This window comes from Variovorax sp. OK212 (assembly GCF_900112425.1).
Taxonomy (GTDB): Bacteria; Pseudomonadota; Gammaproteobacteria; order Burkholderiales; family Burkholderiaceae_C; genus Variovorax.
The window spans coordinates 641,172-656,655 of sequence record NZ_FOLP01000003.1; the positions used below are offsets into that span (position 1 = coordinate 641,172).

Consider the following 15,484-nt stretch of genomic DNA (forward strand, 5'->3'; position numbering starts at 1 on the left):
GTTTGCCGACATTGATTTCCCCTGAACGGCTCGCGGGCCGCCGCGCCCTGCTGGGCGCGGCCGGGCTCGCGCTGGCGCTGCCCAGGCTGGTGAGCGCGGCGCCTGCCGCCGCGCCGGCGGCCGGTGCTTCCAGTGCAGCGGCGGGCGCCAAGGCGCCAACGCCTGCGGCTGCCGCATCCACGCCCGCCGCGGCCGCTGCATCTGCAGCACCTGCAGCACCCGCGGCGGCTTCACCGGCCCCGGCCTGCCACCCCGCCACCGACTGGGCCGCCTTCGCCGCGCGCCACATCCAGCCCGACGGCCGGGTGATCGACTTCAACACCGCGCAGCAGCAATCGACCTCCGAAGGCCAGTCCTACGGCCTGTTCTTCGCGCTGGTGCACAACGACCGCGCCACCTTCGCGCGCGTGCTGGCCTGGACCGAGTCCAACCTCGCGGGCGGCAGCCAGGCCAAGCAGCTGCCGGCCTGGCAATGGGGCCGCAAGCCCGAAGGCGGCTGGGGCGTGCTCGACCCCAATGCCGCGTCGGACGCCGACCTGTGGATCGCCTACGCGCTGATGGAAGGCGGCCGGCTCTGGAACGACGCCAACTACCGCGCGCTCGGCCGCAGCGTGCTGGCGCTGGCCGCGCGCGAGGAAGTGGTCTCGCTGCCCGGCCTGGGCCGCATGCTGCTGCCCTGGCCCAAGTCGGTGGCCAGCGGGTCGGTGTGGCGCCTCAACCCGAGCTACGTGCCGCTGCAGCTGCTGCGCTACTTCCAGCAGGCCGACCCGTCGGGTCCGTGGCACGAGGTGGCCGACAACACGCTGCGCATGTTCGGCGCCGTCACGCCCAAGGGCTTCGCGCCCGACTGGTGCGCCTGGTCGCCGGACGCGCGCGCCTTCGTGGCCGACCCGCAGAAGGGTGTCACCGGCAGCTATGACGCCATCCGCACGTACCTCTGGGCGGGCATGCTGTCCGACAAGGAGCCGGCGCGCAAGATGCTGCTGCTGAACCTGCGCGGACCGCGCGTGCTGCTGGCCGACAACCACCCGGTGCCCGAGTACGTCGACACCACCACCGGTGCCGTGCGCGGCATGGCGCCGCTCGGCTTCTCGGGCGCGATGCTGCCCTACCTCAAGGCGGTGGACGCCACCGACGCGCTGGCCGCCCAGGTCGCCCGCGTGCCCGGCGGCCGTGCTACACCTCCGGCTCCCAACGCAACGACGCCGCCGGTGGCGCCCTTGCCCTATTACGAACAGTGCTTGTTGCTTTTCGGCCAGGCATGGCTCGACGGCCGGTACGAATTCGGCCGCAATGGCCAGCTGCAAACCTCATGGAGAACGCTATGCCGTCCCAATCGACCGGCTTGAAGCCGCAGCGTCCCTCTTCCTCGGCCGGCCCGGCCTCTCGTGGTTCGCGCGTTTCACGCGCTTTCTCGCTGTCGCCGCAGTCGCAGCAATGGATGGCCTGCCTCGGCATGCTCGCGGCGCTGTGCACCGCCAACCCGGCGCATGCGCAGGCCGACGCCAGCGCCGCGCTGATCGAGCAGGGCAACTACTGGCAGGCCCAGGGCCGCGCCGACCTGGCGGAAGAAAGCTGGAAGAAGCTGCTGAGCGTGCAGCCGCAGTCGGCCGACGCGATGTACGGCATGGCGCAGGTCGAGCTCTCGCGCAGCAACGCCGAGGCCGCCCGCAGCTGGATCGCGCGGCTGCGCACCGCGAGCCCGAACGACCCCCGCCTGGCGCGCCTGCAGCAGCAGTCGCAGCAGCCCGCCGGCCAGCAGAGCACGCTGCAGCGCGCCCGCGCCGCCGCGCGCGCCGGCCGTGCCGCCGAGGCCGTGGAGCTGTACCGCAGCCAGTTCGACAACCGTCCGCCGCCGGAAGCGCTGGCGCTGGAGTACTACCAGGTGCTGGCCAGCACGCCGCAAGGCGCCGACGAGGGCCGCAAGGGCCTCGAGCAGCTGGTGAAGGACAACCCGCAGAACGCCAACTACCGGCTCGCCCTGGCGCAGCAGAAGACCTACAGCGAACCCACGCGCCGCGCGGGCATCCGCGAGCTGGTCGAGCTGACCAAGCAGCCCGCCGTGGCCGGCGCCGCGCGCGCCGCCTGGCGCCAGGCGCTGATCTGGCTCGACGCGCGCCAGCCCGACGTGCCGCTCTACCAGGACTACCTGAGCACCAACCAGAACGACGCGGCCGTGGCCGCGCGGCTGGAATCGCTCACCACCGCCAAGGCGGCCGCGGCGAAAACGCCCGACGTGCCCGTGGGCGAAGGCTTCAAGGCGCTGGACCGCGGTGACGCGGGCACCGCCGAGCAGCGCTTCCAGCAGGCGCTGCGCGCCAAGTCCGACGACACCGAGGCGCTCGGCGGCCTGGGCCTGGTGCGCATGCGCCAGGAGCGCTTTGCCGAGGCGCAGGAGCTGCTGGAACGCGCGGTGCGCGGCGGTGGCAGCAAGTGGAATTCGGCGCTGCAAAGCGCCAACTACTGGGTGCTGGTGGGCCAGGCGCGTGCCGCGCAAGCCAAGAACGACACGCGCGGTGCGCAGTCGCTCTACGAGCGCGCCGTGCGCATCGACCCGCGCGAGGCCGTGGGCCAGAACGCGCTGGCCGACCTGCGCGCCGCCGCCGGCGACTTCGCGCAGGCCGAGCAAGGCTACAAGCGCGTGCTTGAAAGCAAGCCGCAGAACACACAGGCGCTGCGCGGCCTGATCTCGGTGTACGGCCAGACCGGCCGCCCCGACGAGGCATTGGCCCTGTCGCGCCGCCTCACGCCCGAGCAGGCCACGCAACTGGGCGGCCTGCGCGACATCCAGGTCGAGCAGGCGCGCAACCGCGCCCGCCAGCAGGCCGACGCCGGCGACGCCCCCGGCGCGCAGCGCACGCTCGAAGACGCGATGCTCGCGGCGCCCGACAGCCCGTGGGTGCGCCTGGACCTGGCCAACATCTACCGCAAGCAAGGCATGGTGGCCGAGGCGCGCGGCGTGATGGAAGGGCTGCTGATGTCGCAGCCCGACATGCCCGACGCGCTGTACGCCAGCGCCCTGCTCGCCTCCGAGACCGGCGACGCGGCCGCGGGCATCCAGTACCTCGAACGCATTCCGGCCGGCTCGCGCACGCGCGACATGGCCGCGCTGCAACGCCGCCTGTGGGCGCAGTCGCAGGCCGCACGCGCGCTGGCGCTGGCCCGCCAGGGCCAGGTCGACGCGGCCCGCGGCGTGCTGGCGCAGGCCGAATCGGCGCTGAGCGCGGACATGCCGGCCGAACTGTGGGGCCAGCTCGCGGGCGCCTACGCCGAGATCGGCGACGCGCCGCGCGCGCTTGCCATGAGCCGCCAGCTGCTGGCGCGCACGCCCACCCCGACCATCGGCAGCCGGCTGCTGTACGCGTCGGTGCTGCTCAAGACCAAGCAGGACATCGAGCTGTCGGCCGTGCTGCGCCAACTGGCCACGGTCAACCTGACGGCCAGCCAGCGCAACGATTTCGACAACCTGCGCGTGGCCTTCGCGCTGCGCCAGACCGACGCCCTGCGCGAAGCCGGCAACCTCGAAGCCGCCTACAACGCGATGGCACCGGTGCTCGCCGAGCGCCCGAACGACCCGCAGACCATGGCCGCGCTGGCGCGCCTGTACTCCGCGGCGCGCGACGAAGGCCAGGCGCTCGCGCTGTACCAGCGCATCCTGCAGCGCAACCCGACCGACCTCGACACCCTGCTCGCCGCCGCCGCCAGCGCCAGCGCGCAGCGCGAACACAGCGAGGCCGAGAACTACGTGATGGCCGCGCTCAAGCAGGCGCCCGACCAGTCGCGCGTGCTGGCCGCGGCCGGCCGTGTCTATCGCAACGCGGGCGAGAGCCGCAAGGCCGAGCAGTACCTGCGCGCGGCGGTGGAAGCCGACCGCCAGGTGGCCTCGGGTGGCGGTTTCGCGCCCGGCGGCATGCCCTCGCAGATGCCCGCGGCGAACCCCTTCGCCGGCATGACGGGCGGCGCGCCGGGCGCGGCCGTGCCCGCGGGCTACCCCGCGGCCAACGGCAACCCGTTCGCGCAGGCGCGCATGCAGCCGGTGTCCTACCCGGCGCCTGCCGGTGCCGCCAACCCGGTCTATGCGCAGCAGGCCTACCCTGGCGCGGGCTACCCGAACCAGGCACAGGGCTATCCGGCCAATCAGGCTTATCCGGTGGCAGGCGCGCCGACCGCGTACCCGCCAGGCGCCATGCCCTGGGGCGCCAGCGCCCCGGCATCGACCGCCAAGGGCCGCGCGGCGACGGCCAAGTCGTCGAGCCGCACCGCGCGCAACAACGCGAACAGCAACAACGTGCCGCAGGCCTCGGCCTATGTCGCGCCGTCGATGCAGGGCATGCCGCAGTACCCGGTGCCGGGCTCGCAGCAGGTCGCGCCGGTCTACATCCCGCAGGCACAGGCCGGCGGCTACCCGCCCGCGGCCTATCCGCAAGCCAACGCCGCCTATGCGCAGGCCAACACACCGCGACAGGAGCCGAGCTGGAACGCACCGCTGCGCGCCGCGCCGGCGAACTCGGTGCTGTCGGAGCTGCAGGACCTGGAATCGCAACGCGCGATCAGCCTCACCGCGGGCACCGTCTACCGCAACCGCGCCGGCGAGGCCGGCCTGAGCCGGCTGTCTGACTTCCAGCTGCCAGTGCAGGCGCGCTTCCCGGTCGGCGAAGGCAAGATCGTCGTGGGCGTGACGCCCACGGTGCTCGACGCCGGCACGCCCGCCAGCGACTACCCGACCGGCAGCCGCTTCGGCGGCGGACCTGCAGCGGCAATGAACGCGCTGCGCAACGGCACGGAGACCAACCAGCAGAACGCCTCAGGCGTAGGCCTGAACGTGGGCTACGAAGGCAAGAACTTCGACGCCGGCATCGGCACCACGCCGCTGGGTTTTCCGACCACCAACGTGGTCGGCAACGTGACCTTCAAGGGCAGCTTCGGCGACTCCTGGAGCTACAAGGCCGACCTCTCGCGCCGTGCGGTGACCGACAGCGTGCTGTCGTTCGCCGGCGCGAAGGACGAGCGCACCAACGAGCGCTGGGGCGGCGTGGTCGCCACCGGCGTGCGTGGCGACCTCGGCTACGACGACGGCACCTACGGCGTGTACGGCTACCTTGCCGCGCATGGCATCACGGGCAGGAACGTGGCCAGCAACTCGCGCGTGGAAACCGGCGGTGGCGCCTACCTGCACCTGCTGAACAGCGCGAACTCCAAGCTCACGCTGGGCATGAACATCGGGCTGATGGGCTACGAGAAGAACCTGAGCTACTACACCTACGGGCAAGGCGGCTACTTCAGCCCGCAGAGCTTCGTGAGCGTGGCGTTCCCGGTGGACTGGACCGGCCGCGCGGACCGGCTCTCGTGGCGTGTGAACGCGTCGCTGGGCGTGCAGTCGTTCACCCAGAAGAGCTCGCCCTACTTCCCGACCGACCCGACGCGCAACGGCGCGGCGTCGAGCGCGGCCGCCGAGGCACTGGCGCTGGGCCTGAGCAGCGCGGTCTACAACAACATGTACGCCAGCAACTCCAAGACCGGCCTGGCCTACAACCTGGCCGGGGTGCTCGAATACCAGCTCGCGCCCAAGATGTTCCTGGGTGGCGCGCTCGGCTTCAACAATGCGCAGAACTACCGCCAGTTCACTGGCAGCGTGTACCTGCGGTATGTGTTCGGCGGTTCGAGCACCATCGGCGCGCCGGGCTTTGGCAGCGGGAGCGGGAGCGGCACCACGCTGAACCCGATGACTTCGCCCTATACGCCGTTGCTCTGACGCCGCCGGGCCGGGAAACCCCGGCCCGCGGCGCGAATCTCGGCCAGAGGATCCGCGCTCAGGGCGCTCAGGCGGCGTCGGAACGCGCCACCGGCACGTTGGGCCACTCGTCGCGGCCCCACAGCGGCGCGCTTTCGTACTGCGCCACCCATTGCACGATGTCCTTGGCGGCCATCGGCATCGCGATGCCGTAGCCCTGCGCCAGCGTGCACCCCATGTTCAGCAGCGCCTCGCCCTGCTTGACCGTCTCCACGCCCTCGGCCACCGCGGTGAGGCCCAGCGCATGCAGCAGCGCCAGGATGCCCTGCACGATGGCGCGGTCCTGGCCGTTGTCGAGCATGCCGCGCACGAACGACTGGTCGATCTTCACGGCCGACACCGGCAGCTGCCGCAGGTACGTCAGCGAGGAATAGCCGGTGCCGAAGTCGTCGATGGTCACGCCCACGCCCAGCGTCTTGCAGGCCTCGACGAACAGCGCGACGTTCGCGAACTGGCTGATGGCCGTGGTCTCGAGGATCTCGAGCTCGAGCATGCCGGCGCCCAGCTTCGGAAACTGCGACAGGTGGCGCGCCAGCCGGTCGACGAAGTCCCAGCGCATCATGTGGCGCGGCGCCACGTTCACGCTCACCGAGATCTGCAGGCCCGCCAGGCGCCACTGGTGCGCCTGCCAGAGGGCCGTGGCAATGGCCCAGTCGCCCACCTGCTCGACCAGCGCGTCGTCCTCGATGAGCGGCACGAACTGGATCGGCGGCAGCAGCCCGCGCTCGGGGTGCTGCCAGCGGATGAGCGCCTCGACACCCACCACCACGCCGCGCTGCATGTCGACCTTGGGCTGGTAGACCAGGAAGAACTCGCCCTGCAGCAGGCCTTCCTGGATGCGCTGGCGCTCGCGGATCACCTGCTCGTCGGCGCGCGCCTGCGGCGCGTCGAAGTAATGGACCTTGCCGTCGGCCGCGCGCTTGGCGAAGAAGGCCGCGTGCTGCGCCTGGCGCAGCGCGGTCTCGGGCGGCGGGCCGTTGCTGTCGAGCATCATGGCGCCGATGCTGGCGTCCAGGCTGCCGGGCTCGTCGCGCCAGGTCCAGGGCTCGGCCAATGCGCTCTGGATGCGTTCGAGCACCTGCGCGCATTGCGAGGTGCCCAGGCCGGCGAACACGGCCGCGAACTCGTCGCCGCCCACGCGGGCCATGACGCTCTCGCGCGGCAGCTGCGACTTGACGCGCCGGGCCACCTCTTCGAGCGCGGCATTGCCCGCGACCATGCCCAGGCGATCGTTCAGCTCGGCGAAGCGGTCGATGTCGATGTAGCAGACGGCGGCCAGGCGCTTGCCCGCGCGGGCCCAATCCGCCATGAGCGGGCGCAGCACCTCGTCCGGCGGAAGCCGTGCCGAGCCGTCGTAGTAGGACGGCAATGAGACTGGGGTTTGCTTGTTCGACAAGGGACTTTGTTTCCGGAAACTCGCGGACTATTGTTCTCCCAATTCGGCGCGTTCTGCGGTTTGGGGCCTTGAATTGTTACAGGCGCGGTGTGCGAACAACACTAGTGCATGCACGCAGGCGCTTACCAGCTCCCGCGATGGCCTTTCGGCCGGCCAAACGCCCTCCGGCTAGCCACAGTACGCACCGACGACGCGCCCCGAGGGCTCGACCTGCACGTTCAACCGCATCATGTCCTGCGCCGGGTCGGCCACGTCGGTGGCCAGCACGGTGCGCGCGGCGCGGGCACCGGCGCGCTGGCGCATTTCTTCCAGCAGCTGCTGGTTGGCCCGCAAACCCAGCCCGAAGCGCGCGGCGGCGGCCTGGCAGGTCTCGGGCGGCGCGGCGAAGCTCGGCGGCTCGGGCACCTCGGAGGTGAGCGGACGGTCCTTCGGCGGCGACTGGCAGCCCGCCAGCAGGGAAAGCAGGGCCAGGGTGGCGAGGGGCAAGCGCCATCGTTGCCGGCCGTTCGTCATGTGCATGGGTTCTTGCTCCTTGAAACTGGGCGCAAGCTTAGTCAACTTCGCGCGTGCCACGGGCCGCAGGTTAAGGCAGCGGCCGTCGGCGCATCAACTAATTCACGTTGCGTGCGGCGTCGGCCCATGTTCGAGGCGTATGCTGAAAGCGACGCGCGCAGCCCCGGCCCACCGGCCGCACATTCCATGACCCCGCAGCAGCCTGCCTCCACCGTTTTCCTGATCGACGTCGACAACACCCTGCTCGACAACGACCGGGTCATCGCCGACCTTCGCACCCACCTCGAGGACGCCTTCGGCGCCGACAGCGCCAACCGCTACTGGAGCGCCTTCGAGCAGTTGCGCAGCGAGCTCGGCTACGTCGACTACCTCGGCGCCCTGCAGCGCTACCGCGCCGAGCAAAGCCGCCGCGGCATGAGCGACTCGCGCCTGCTGCTGATGTCGAGCTTTCTCATCGACTACCCCTTCACCGACCGGCTCTACCCCGGTGCGCTGGAGGCGCTGAAGCACCTGCGCCGCCACGGCCCGACGGTGATCCTGTCCGACGGCGACGTGGTGTTCCAGCCGCGCAAGGTGCAGCGCTCGGGCCTGTGGGACGCCACCGAGGGCCGCGTGCTGATCTACGTGCACAAGGAACAGATGCTCGACGCCGTCGAGGCGTGCCACCCGGCCAGGCATTACGTGATGATCGACGACAAGCTGCGCATACTTTCGGCCATGAAGGCCATCTGGGGGCCGCGTCTGACGACGGTCTTCGTGCGGCAAGGGCACTATGCGCTGGACACGCAGGCCATTGCTGCCTACGCCCCCGCCGACATCACCATCGAACGCATCGGCGACCTGATCAACTTCGAGTTTCCATCGACATGAGCCAAGCCACCTCCTCCCTCGCGGCCAAGCCCGGCCAACCCGCGCCGATCGACCTGCTGGTCAACGTGCCGCGCCTGATCTCCGCCTACTACACCGGCCGGCCCGACCCGTCGGTGCCGAGCCAGCGCGTGGCCTTCGGCACCTCGGGGCACCGCGGCTCGTCGTTCGACGACGCGTTCAACGAATGGCACGTGCTGGCCATCAGCCAGGCCATCTGCGACTACCGCAAGCAGAACGGCATCGACGGTCCGCTGTTCCTGGGCATCGACACGCATGCGCTGTCGACGCCGGCCTTCAACAGCGCGGTGGAGGTGCTCGCGGCCAACGGCGTGGAGCTGATGCTCTCGAAGGACGACGAGTACACGCCCACGCCGGCCGTGTCGCACGCGATCCTGGTCTACAACCGCGGCCGGACGAGCGCCACCGGAGGGTTGGCCGACGGCATCGTCATCACGCCCTCGCACAACCCGCCCGAAAGCGGCGGCTTCAAGTACAACCCGCCCAACGGCGGCCCGGCGGGCACCGACATCACCTCGGCCGTGGAGGCCGCGGCCAACAGGATGCTGGCCAACAACCTCGAGGGCGTGAAGCGCATGCCGCTCGCGCAGGCTTTGCGCGCCTCGACCACGCACCGGCACGACTACCTGAACACCTACGTCGAAGACCTGGCCCAGGTGCTCGACATGGACGCCATTCGCGGCGTGAACATCGACGTGGGCGTCGACCCGCTGGGCGGCGCGGGCGTGAACTACTGGCCTGCCATTGCCGAGCGCTACAAGCTCTCGCGCCTGACCGTGCTGAGCCGCGAGGTCGACCCGACCTTCCGCTTCATGTCGCTCGACTGGGACGGCCGCATCCGCATGGACCCCTCGTCGCCCGACGCGATGCACAAGCTGATCGAGTTGAAGGACCGCTTCGGCATTGCCTTTGCCTGCGACACCGACCACGACCGCCACGGCATCGTGGCGGGCAGCACGGGGCTGATGCAGCCCAACAGCTACCTCGCGGTGATGATCGACTACCTCTACACGCACCGCCCGCAGTGGCCCGCGCAGGCGGCCGTCGGCAAGACGGTGGTGAGCAGCCAGATGATCGACCGCGTCGCCGCGCGGCTCGGGCGCAAGCTGTACGAGGTGCCGGTGGGCTTCAAGTGGTTCGTCGACGGGCTGGTCGACGCCTCGCTGGCCTTCGGCGGCGAAGAGAGCGCCGGTGCGACCTTCCTGCGCAAGGACGGCTCGGTGTGGACCACCGACAAGGACGGCATGGTGCCCGCCCTGCTCTCGGCCGAGATCGCCGCGCGCACCGGGCGCGACCCGGGCGAGCGCTACGCCGAGCTCACGCAGGCGCTGGGCCAGCCGGTGTCCGACCGGGTGGACGCGGCGGCCACGGTCGAGCAGAAGAAGCGGCTGTCGAGCCTGTCGCCGGCGCAGATCCGCTCGACCGAGCTGGCGGGCGACAAGATCGTCAACGTGCTGAGCCACGCGCCGGGCAACGGCGCGGCCATCGGCGGCGTGAAGGTGGCCACCAAGAACGGCTGGTTCGCGGCCCGGCCGTCGGGCACGGAGAACATCTACAAGATCTACGGCGAGAGCTTCAAGGGCAAGGACCACCTGGCGCGCATCCTCGAGGAGGCGCAGCAGGTGGTCGATGGGGCGCTCTCCGGCAGCTGAACGCGCCATGCAAACGCTGGTGCTGCGGCTGAACCCCGGCGACGACCTGCGCGCGGCGCTCGACCTCGCGTTGACGCAAGGCGGCGCCGAGGCGGCGTTCGTGGTGTCGGGCATCGGCAGCCTGCGTGGGGCGAGCCTGCGGTTCGCGGGCGCCGAGTTGCCGGCGCGCATCGAGGGCGACCTGGAGATCCTCACGCTGGCGGGCAGCCTGTCGCCGGACGGTTCGCACATTCACATCAGCGTGTCGGACGCGCAAGGCAAGGTGTTCGGCGGGCATGCGGCGCCCGGCTGCGCGGTTCGCACCACGGCCGAGATCCTGGTTGCGGTGCTGCCCGGCTGGCGGCTCGCGCGCACGCACGACCCGCTCACCGGCTACGCCGAACTCGCGCCGCGCCAGCTTCGCTGAGTGCTCCAGAAGTCCTGACGCCATGACTCCCTGACGCTCAGGCTTCCAGCGACTCCACGCGCAGCGTGACCACCGCACCCGCCACCTCGGCGCGCGCCTGCAGCGCATGCACGGCCAGGTCGAGCGTGCCCTGCTCCACCGGACCGGTCAGCACCAGCACCTGCGCGCCTGCGCCGGCTTTCTCGTCCGCCAGCGCGACCTGCCGCACGGGCACGCGCTGCTCCGCAAGGCAGGCCGTCACCGCCTGGATGTGGCTGACGGCGGTGACCGGCACGCGCAGGTAGTGCGAGGTGTGCACGGCGGCGCGCGGCAGCACGGCCAGTGCATTGGTCGCGTGCGCATGCACGCCGAGGTGCGGCACGTGGCGTGCGGCATCGACGCCGTCGAGGCGTGCCACGTCCACCAGGTCGGCGATCACGGCGGAGGCCGTCTGCTCGGAGCCGGCGCCCGCGCCGTAGTACATCGTGAGGCCGGCCGCGTCGCTCTTGACCATGACGGCGTTCATCGAGCCCTTCACATGGGCCATGAGGTGGTCGGCCGGCACCAGCACCGGCTGCACGCGCAGCTCGACGCCGGCCGCCTGCCGGCGCGCCACGCCCAGCAGCTTGATGCGAAAGCCCAGCTGCTCGGCACAGGCCACATCCACACCCTGCAGGGCGGTGATGCCTTCGATCTGCGCATCGGCAAAACGCAGCGGCATGCCGAAGGCGTTGGCGGCGAGCAGGGTCAGCTTGTGGGCGGCGTCGATGCCTTCGATGTCGAAGGTGGGGTCGGCCTCGGCATAGCCGAGCGCCTGTGCCTGGGCCAGCGCGGCGGCGAAGTCGAGGCCTTCGTCGCGCATCTTGCTGAGAATGAAATTGGTGGTGCCGTTGATGATGCCGGCCACCCATTCGATGCGGTTGGCCGCCAGGCCTTCGCGCAGCGCCTTGATGATCGGGATGCTCACGGCCACCGCGCCTTCGTAGGCCACGGCCACGCCCTTCTCGCGCGCGGCGGCGAAGATCTCGGTGCCGTGCACGGCCAGCAGCGCCTTGTTGGCCGTGACCACGTGCTTGCCGTGCGCGATGGCGGCCAGCACCCAGTCGCGCGCCGCACCGGTGCCGCCGGCCACTTCCACCACCACGTCGACGTCGGGATGCGTGGCCACCTGCATGGCGTCGGCCGTGAGCGCGACGCTGTCTCCCACGACGCCGGCCGCGCGCGCCAGGTTGCGCGCCGCGACGATCACCAGTTCGATCGGGCGGCCGGCGCGGGCCGCGATGTCGGCCTGGTTGCGCGCCAGCACCGTGAAGGTGCCCGAGCCGACGGTGCCGATGCCGATCATCCCCACGCGCAGGGTGCGGTTCACCGCGGGGCGGCTGTGCAAGGGCTCGAGGGATTCAACGGGATCGCGGTACATGGACATCTCCTGACGAAAAAAGAAAACCCAGCTGCCAGAGCTGGGTTCATTCGTTCGGGGAGAGAGCGATACACCAGGTGGCTGCCGAAACGGCCACCTGCGCGTGCTAGGTGGCCGCGGTGGTAATGGTGGTAATCATTCGAGCAACAACCATCGCCTGCACGGAAGCAGGCGGCATCATGCGGCCCATCAGGGCTGCGTTGGATGCGGGGTGGAAGTGGCTGGACATGAAGGGGCGGAGTGTACAGGAGGCCGGCCGCATCGGGCTCAGGGCGCGGCCGACAGCCGTTTTTCGAGCCACACGCTGTAGCGCGACAACCCGAAGCACAGCACCCAGTAGACCGCCGCGATGAACAGGTAGCCCTCGAGGTAGAACGGCCGCCACGTCGGGTCGCCGCCCAGCGCCAGGCCCAGCGCGCCCGTCAGCTCGAACAGGCCGACCACGGTGACCAGCGAGGTGTCCTTCAGCGTGCCGACCACGCTGTTGGTCAGCGCGGGCACGACCAGGCGCAGCGCCTGCGGCAGCACGATGTCGCGCTGCACCGGCCAGCGGCCGAAGCCCAGCGCCATCGCCACCTCGGTCTGCCCGCGTGGCACGGCCTGCAGGCCACCGCGGATGATCTCGGCCAGGTACGCGGCCACGAACAGCGTAAGCCCGGCCAGCACGCGCACCAGCACGTCGGGCTGCCAGCCCGCGGGCCACAACAGCGGCAGCAGGAACGAGGCCATGAACAGCACCGAGATCAGCGGCACGCCGCGCACCAGTTCGATGTAGCTCGCGCTCAGCGTGCGCACCATCGGCCAACCCGAGCGCCGCCCCAGCGCCAGCAGCAGCGCGAGCGGAAAGGCCAGCGCCAGCCCGACCACCGCCAGCCCGATGGTCAGCGGCAGGCCGCCCCATCGGCTGGTCGGCACATGCGCCAGGCCGAGCACGCCGCCGCGCATCAGCAGCACGAACAGCAGCAGCGCCACGGCCCACAGCGGCACCAGCCACCAGCGCCAGCTGCGCGGCCAGGCACTGAGCACCGTCACGGCGGACAGCACGACCACCGCGATGGCCGGGCGCCATTGCTCCTCGTACGGAAAACGCCCGAACAGCATCGGCCGCCACTTCTCGGCCACCACGCCCCAGCAGGCCCCGTGCTGCACCGCGCGGCAGGCCTCGGCGTCGGGCCGGAACACCGCATGCACGACGCCCCACTCCACCGCATGGAACCCGCCCCATGCAAGCAGCGCCAGCAGCAGCACCGTGGCCAGCGAGCGCAGCGGCGAACCCCAGAGCTCGCTGCGCCACGCGATCGGGCCCTGTGCGATGCGCCTCATTGCCAGCCTCGCAGCGCGACACGCGCGTTGTAGCGGTTCATGCCGAAGGAGATCAGCAGCGACAGCAGCAGGTAGACCGCCATGATGATCGCGATGCACTCGAAGGCGCGGCCGTTCGAGCCGATGGTGGTGTTGGCCACCGACACCAGTTCCGGATAGCCCACGGCCACCGCCAGCGACGAATTCTTGGTGAGGCTCAGCAACTGGTTGGTGAGCGAAGGCACGATCACCCGCAGCGCCTGCGGCAGGATCACGATGCGCAACTGCTGCACCGACGACAGCCCCAGTGCCTGCCCCGCCAGCACCTGTCCCTGCGACACCGACAGGATGCCCGCGCGCACGATTTCCGCCACGAACGCGGCCGAGTAGAAGCTCAGCCCCGCGACGATGGTCACGTACTCGGGGCTCAGCGCGGCGCCGCCGGTCACGCCGAAATCACCGCGCTCGGGCCATTCGAAATGCGTGGGCCACCAGCCGCCCTCACCCGCCACGGGCCACGGCACGCTCAGTCCGCCCTTGCTCAGCCACACGCCCGGCAACAGCCGCACGGGCTCGGTCGGGTCGGGCAGCAGGTTGGCCATGGCGAAGGCCAGCATCAGCAACTGCACCAGCAGCGGCACGTTGCGCAGCAGTTCCACGTATGCGGTGCAGATGCCGCGCAGCAGCACGTGAGGCGCGAGCCGGCCGATGCCGATCAGCGTGCCGAGCACCACCGAGAAGATGGCAGCCGGCACCGCCGCGCGCACCGTGTTGATCAGCCCTGCGAGAAACGCACGCCAGGAAGGCTGGCTCGCGTCGAAGTCGAGCCAGCCTTCGCTGATCGAAAAGCCCGCGGGCTCGGTGAGAAAGTCGAAGCCCGAGCGAACCCCGCGCGCGCGCAGCACCTCGAGCGCATGGTGGACCACCCAGATTGCGCCGGCCACCACGGCCAGCACCAGCGCCGCCTGGACGGCCCACGCCAGCCAGACCCCGCGGCGCGAGGCCCCGCCGTTCATCGAACCGGGGGTGCGTAGATCAGGCCGCCCTTGCTCCAGAGGTTGTTCGAGCCGCGTGGCAGCTTCAGCACCGACTTCGGCCCGACGTTGCGCTCGAACATCTCGCCGTAGTTGCCCACGGCCTTGATCGCGCGGAACGACCAGTCCTTGTCCAGGCCCAGCAGCTTGCCGAGGTCTTCACCGGTGCCGACCAGGCGTTGCTGCGCCGGGTCCTTGCTGTTGGCCTTGAGCTCGTCGGCATTGGCCTGCGTGACGCCGAATTCCTCGGCCTCGATGAGCGCGTTAGGCACCCACTTGGCAATAGCGAACCACTCGTCGTCGCCGCGGCGCACCAGCGGCGCGAGCGGCTCCTTGGAGATCAGCTCGGGCAGGATCAGGTAGTCGTCGGGGTTCGGCGCTTCCTTGTTGCGCAGGCCGGCCAGCGCCGAGGCGTCGGTCGTGAAGGCCTGGCAGCGGCCCGAGAAGAAGGCCTTGAACGAGGCCTCGAAGCTGTCGAACACCACGGTCTTCACCGGGATGCCCTGCGCGCGGAAGTAGTCCGACACGTTCTTCTCGTTGGTGGTGCCCGACTGCGTGCAGATGGTCGCGTTCTTCAGCTGCTTGGCGCTCGTCACCTTGAGCTTCTTCGGCACCAGGAAGCCCTGGCCGTCGTAGTAGGTGATGGTGGTGAAGTTGAAGCCCAGCGAAGCATCGCGGGTGAGCGTCCAGGTGGTGTTGCGCGCCAGGATGTCGATCTCGCCGGCCTGCAGGGCCGAGAAGCGCTGCTGCGAGTTGAGCGGCACGAAGTCGACCTTCTTGCCGTCGCCCAGCACGGCCGCGGCAATGGCGCGGCAGGTGTCGACGTCCAGGCCCGACCAGTTGCCCTGCGTGTCCGGCGCGGAGAAGCCCGCCACGCCGTTGGTCACGCCGCATTTCACGGTGCCGCGCTGCTTGACCGCGTCGAGCGTCTTGCCGGCGAAGGCCGGGGCGGCGGCGGCAAGCGCGACGACGGAAGCGGCAGCGAGCAAGGCCGGGCGGAATCGTTTGTTCATGGGTGTTCTCCTCAACAGTAAGCAAAAGGCAGTGTACGGGCCGACGCCGGACTCCGCCAAAGAACTCCGGGTTGGATGCATATGCGTCGC

General features: G+C 70.5%; 11 protein-coding genes. 5 read left to right on the top strand and 6 right to left on the bottom strand.

The annotated features are described in order from the left end of the window. Positions 1-2: 2 nt before the first annotated feature. Positions 3-1,349, top strand: a complete 1,347-nt coding sequence (bcsZ, locus tag BM004_RS13390; protein WP_256219885.1) for a cellulose synthase complex periplasmic endoglucanase BcsZ — start codon at positions 3-5, stop codon at positions 1,347-1,349. Further along, positions 1,325-5,752 (top strand): cellulose biosynthesis protein BcsC, encoded by a 4,428-nt coding sequence (locus BM004_RS13395; RefSeq protein WP_093213917.1) that lies wholly within the window; start codon positions 1,325-1,327, stop codon positions 5,750-5,752. The genes bcsZ and BM004_RS13395 overlap by 25 nt, the downstream gene beginning before the upstream one ends. Before the next feature lie 67 nt (positions 5,753-5,819). On the opposite strand, the gene BM004_RS13400 is transcribed toward BM004_RS13395, so the two are convergent. Together BM004_RS13400 and BM004_RS13405 are read right to left on the bottom strand one after the other, a co-directional pair. Beyond that, complete coding sequence (locus tag BM004_RS13400; protein WP_093121566.1) at positions 5,820-7,187, bottom strand: putative bifunctional diguanylate cyclase/phosphodiesterase; 1,368 nt, start codon at positions 7,185-7,187, stop codon at positions 5,820-5,822. Between the two features lie 168 nt (positions 7,188-7,355). After that, the gene (locus tag BM004_RS13405) at positions 7,356-7,706 is read right to left on the bottom strand and encodes a hypothetical protein (protein ID WP_093121564.1); all 351 of its coding nucleotides are present in this window, start codon (positions 7,704-7,706) and stop codon (positions 7,356-7,358) included. Positions 7,707-7,886: 180 nt separating this feature from the next. Here BM004_RS13405 and BM004_RS13410 point away from each other — a divergent pair, with 180 nt between their 5' ends. Genes BM004_RS13410 through BM004_RS13420 form a run of 3 tightly spaced genes read left to right on the top strand, consistent with a single transcriptional unit; the run spans position 7,887 to position 10,646 of the window. Then, entirely contained in the window at positions 7,887-8,570 is a 684-nt protein-coding gene (locus tag BM004_RS13410; protein WP_093214129.1) for an HAD family hydrolase, read from the top strand. Next, a complete protein-coding gene (gene pgm, locus BM004_RS13415) occupies positions 8,567-10,240 on the top strand; it encodes a phosphoglucomutase (alpha-D-glucose-1,6-bisphosphate-dependent) (RefSeq protein ID WP_093213920.1) in 1,674 nt (557 codons plus the stop codon). Before BM004_RS13410 ends, pgm begins: the two co-directional genes overlap by 4 nt. A gap of 7 nt (positions 10,241-10,247) precedes the next feature. Then, the gene (locus BM004_RS13420; RefSeq protein ID WP_093213922.1) at positions 10,248-10,646 is read left to right on the top strand and encodes a PPC domain-containing DNA-binding protein; all 399 of its coding nucleotides are present in this window, start codon (positions 10,248-10,250) and stop codon (positions 10,644-10,646) included. A gap of 37 nt (positions 10,647-10,683) precedes the next feature. Here BM004_RS13420 and BM004_RS13425 read toward each other — a convergent pair whose 3' ends face one another. The 4 genes from BM004_RS13425 to BM004_RS13440 form a co-directional block, all read right to left on the bottom strand. Continuing rightward, on the bottom strand, positions 10,684-12,045 hold the full coding sequence (locus BM004_RS13425) for a homoserine dehydrogenase (protein ID WP_093213925.1): 1,362 nt from the start codon (positions 12,043-12,045) through the stop codon (positions 10,684-10,686). A gap of 267 nt (positions 12,046-12,312) precedes the next feature. Beyond that, on the bottom strand, positions 12,313-13,368 hold the full coding sequence (locus BM004_RS13430; protein ID WP_093213928.1) for an amino acid ABC transporter permease: 1,056 nt from the start codon (positions 13,366-13,368) through the stop codon (positions 12,313-12,315). Further along, positions 13,365-14,363, bottom strand: a complete 999-nt coding sequence (locus BM004_RS13435; RefSeq protein ID WP_093121550.1) for an amino acid ABC transporter permease — start codon at positions 14,361-14,363, stop codon at positions 13,365-13,367. The genes BM004_RS13430 and BM004_RS13435 overlap by 4 nt, the downstream gene beginning before the upstream one ends. Beyond that, positions 14,360-15,394: an amino acid ABC transporter substrate-binding protein gene (locus BM004_RS13440; protein WP_093213930.1), complete on the bottom strand. Its 1,035-nt coding sequence runs from the start codon at positions 15,392-15,394 to the stop codon at positions 14,360-14,362. The genes BM004_RS13435 and BM004_RS13440 overlap by 4 nt, the downstream gene beginning before the upstream one ends. Positions 15,395-15,484: the final 90 nt, after the last annotated feature.

Excerpts from the sequence above, each read along its gene's own strand:
- BM004_RS13395 (WP_093213917.1), top strand. The coding sequence starts at position 1,325 with ATGCCGTCCCAATCGACCGGCTTGAAGCCGCAGCGTCCCTCTTCCTCG.
- BM004_RS13405 (WP_093121564.1), bottom strand. The coding sequence starts at position 7,706 with ATGCACATGACGAACGGCCGGCAACGATGGCGCTTGCCCCTCGCCACC.
- BM004_RS13410 (WP_093214129.1), top strand. The coding sequence starts at position 7,887 with ATGACCCCGCAGCAGCCTGCCTCCACCGTTTTCCTGATCGACGTCGAC.
- pgm (WP_093213920.1), top strand. The coding sequence starts at position 8,567 with ATGAGCCAAGCCACCTCCTCCCTCGCGGCCAAGCCCGGCCAACCCGCG.
- BM004_RS13420 (WP_093213922.1), top strand. The coding sequence starts at position 10,248 with ATGCAAACGCTGGTGCTGCGGCTGAACCCCGGCGACGACCTGCGCGCG.
- BM004_RS13425 (WP_093213925.1), bottom strand. The coding sequence starts at position 12,045 with ATGTACCGCGATCCCGTTGAATCCCTCGAGCCCTTGCACAGCCGCCCC.
- BM004_RS13430 (WP_093213928.1), bottom strand. The coding sequence starts at position 13,368 with ATGAGGCGCATCGCACAGGGCCCGATCGCGTGGCGCAGCGAGCTCTGG.
- BM004_RS13435 (WP_093121550.1), bottom strand. The coding sequence starts at position 14,363 with ATGAACGGCGGGGCCTCGCGCCGCGGGGTCTGGCTGGCGTGGGCCGTC.
- BM004_RS13440 (WP_093213930.1), bottom strand. The coding sequence starts at position 15,394 with ATGAACAAACGATTCCGCCCGGCCTTGCTCGCTGCCGCTTCCGTCGTC.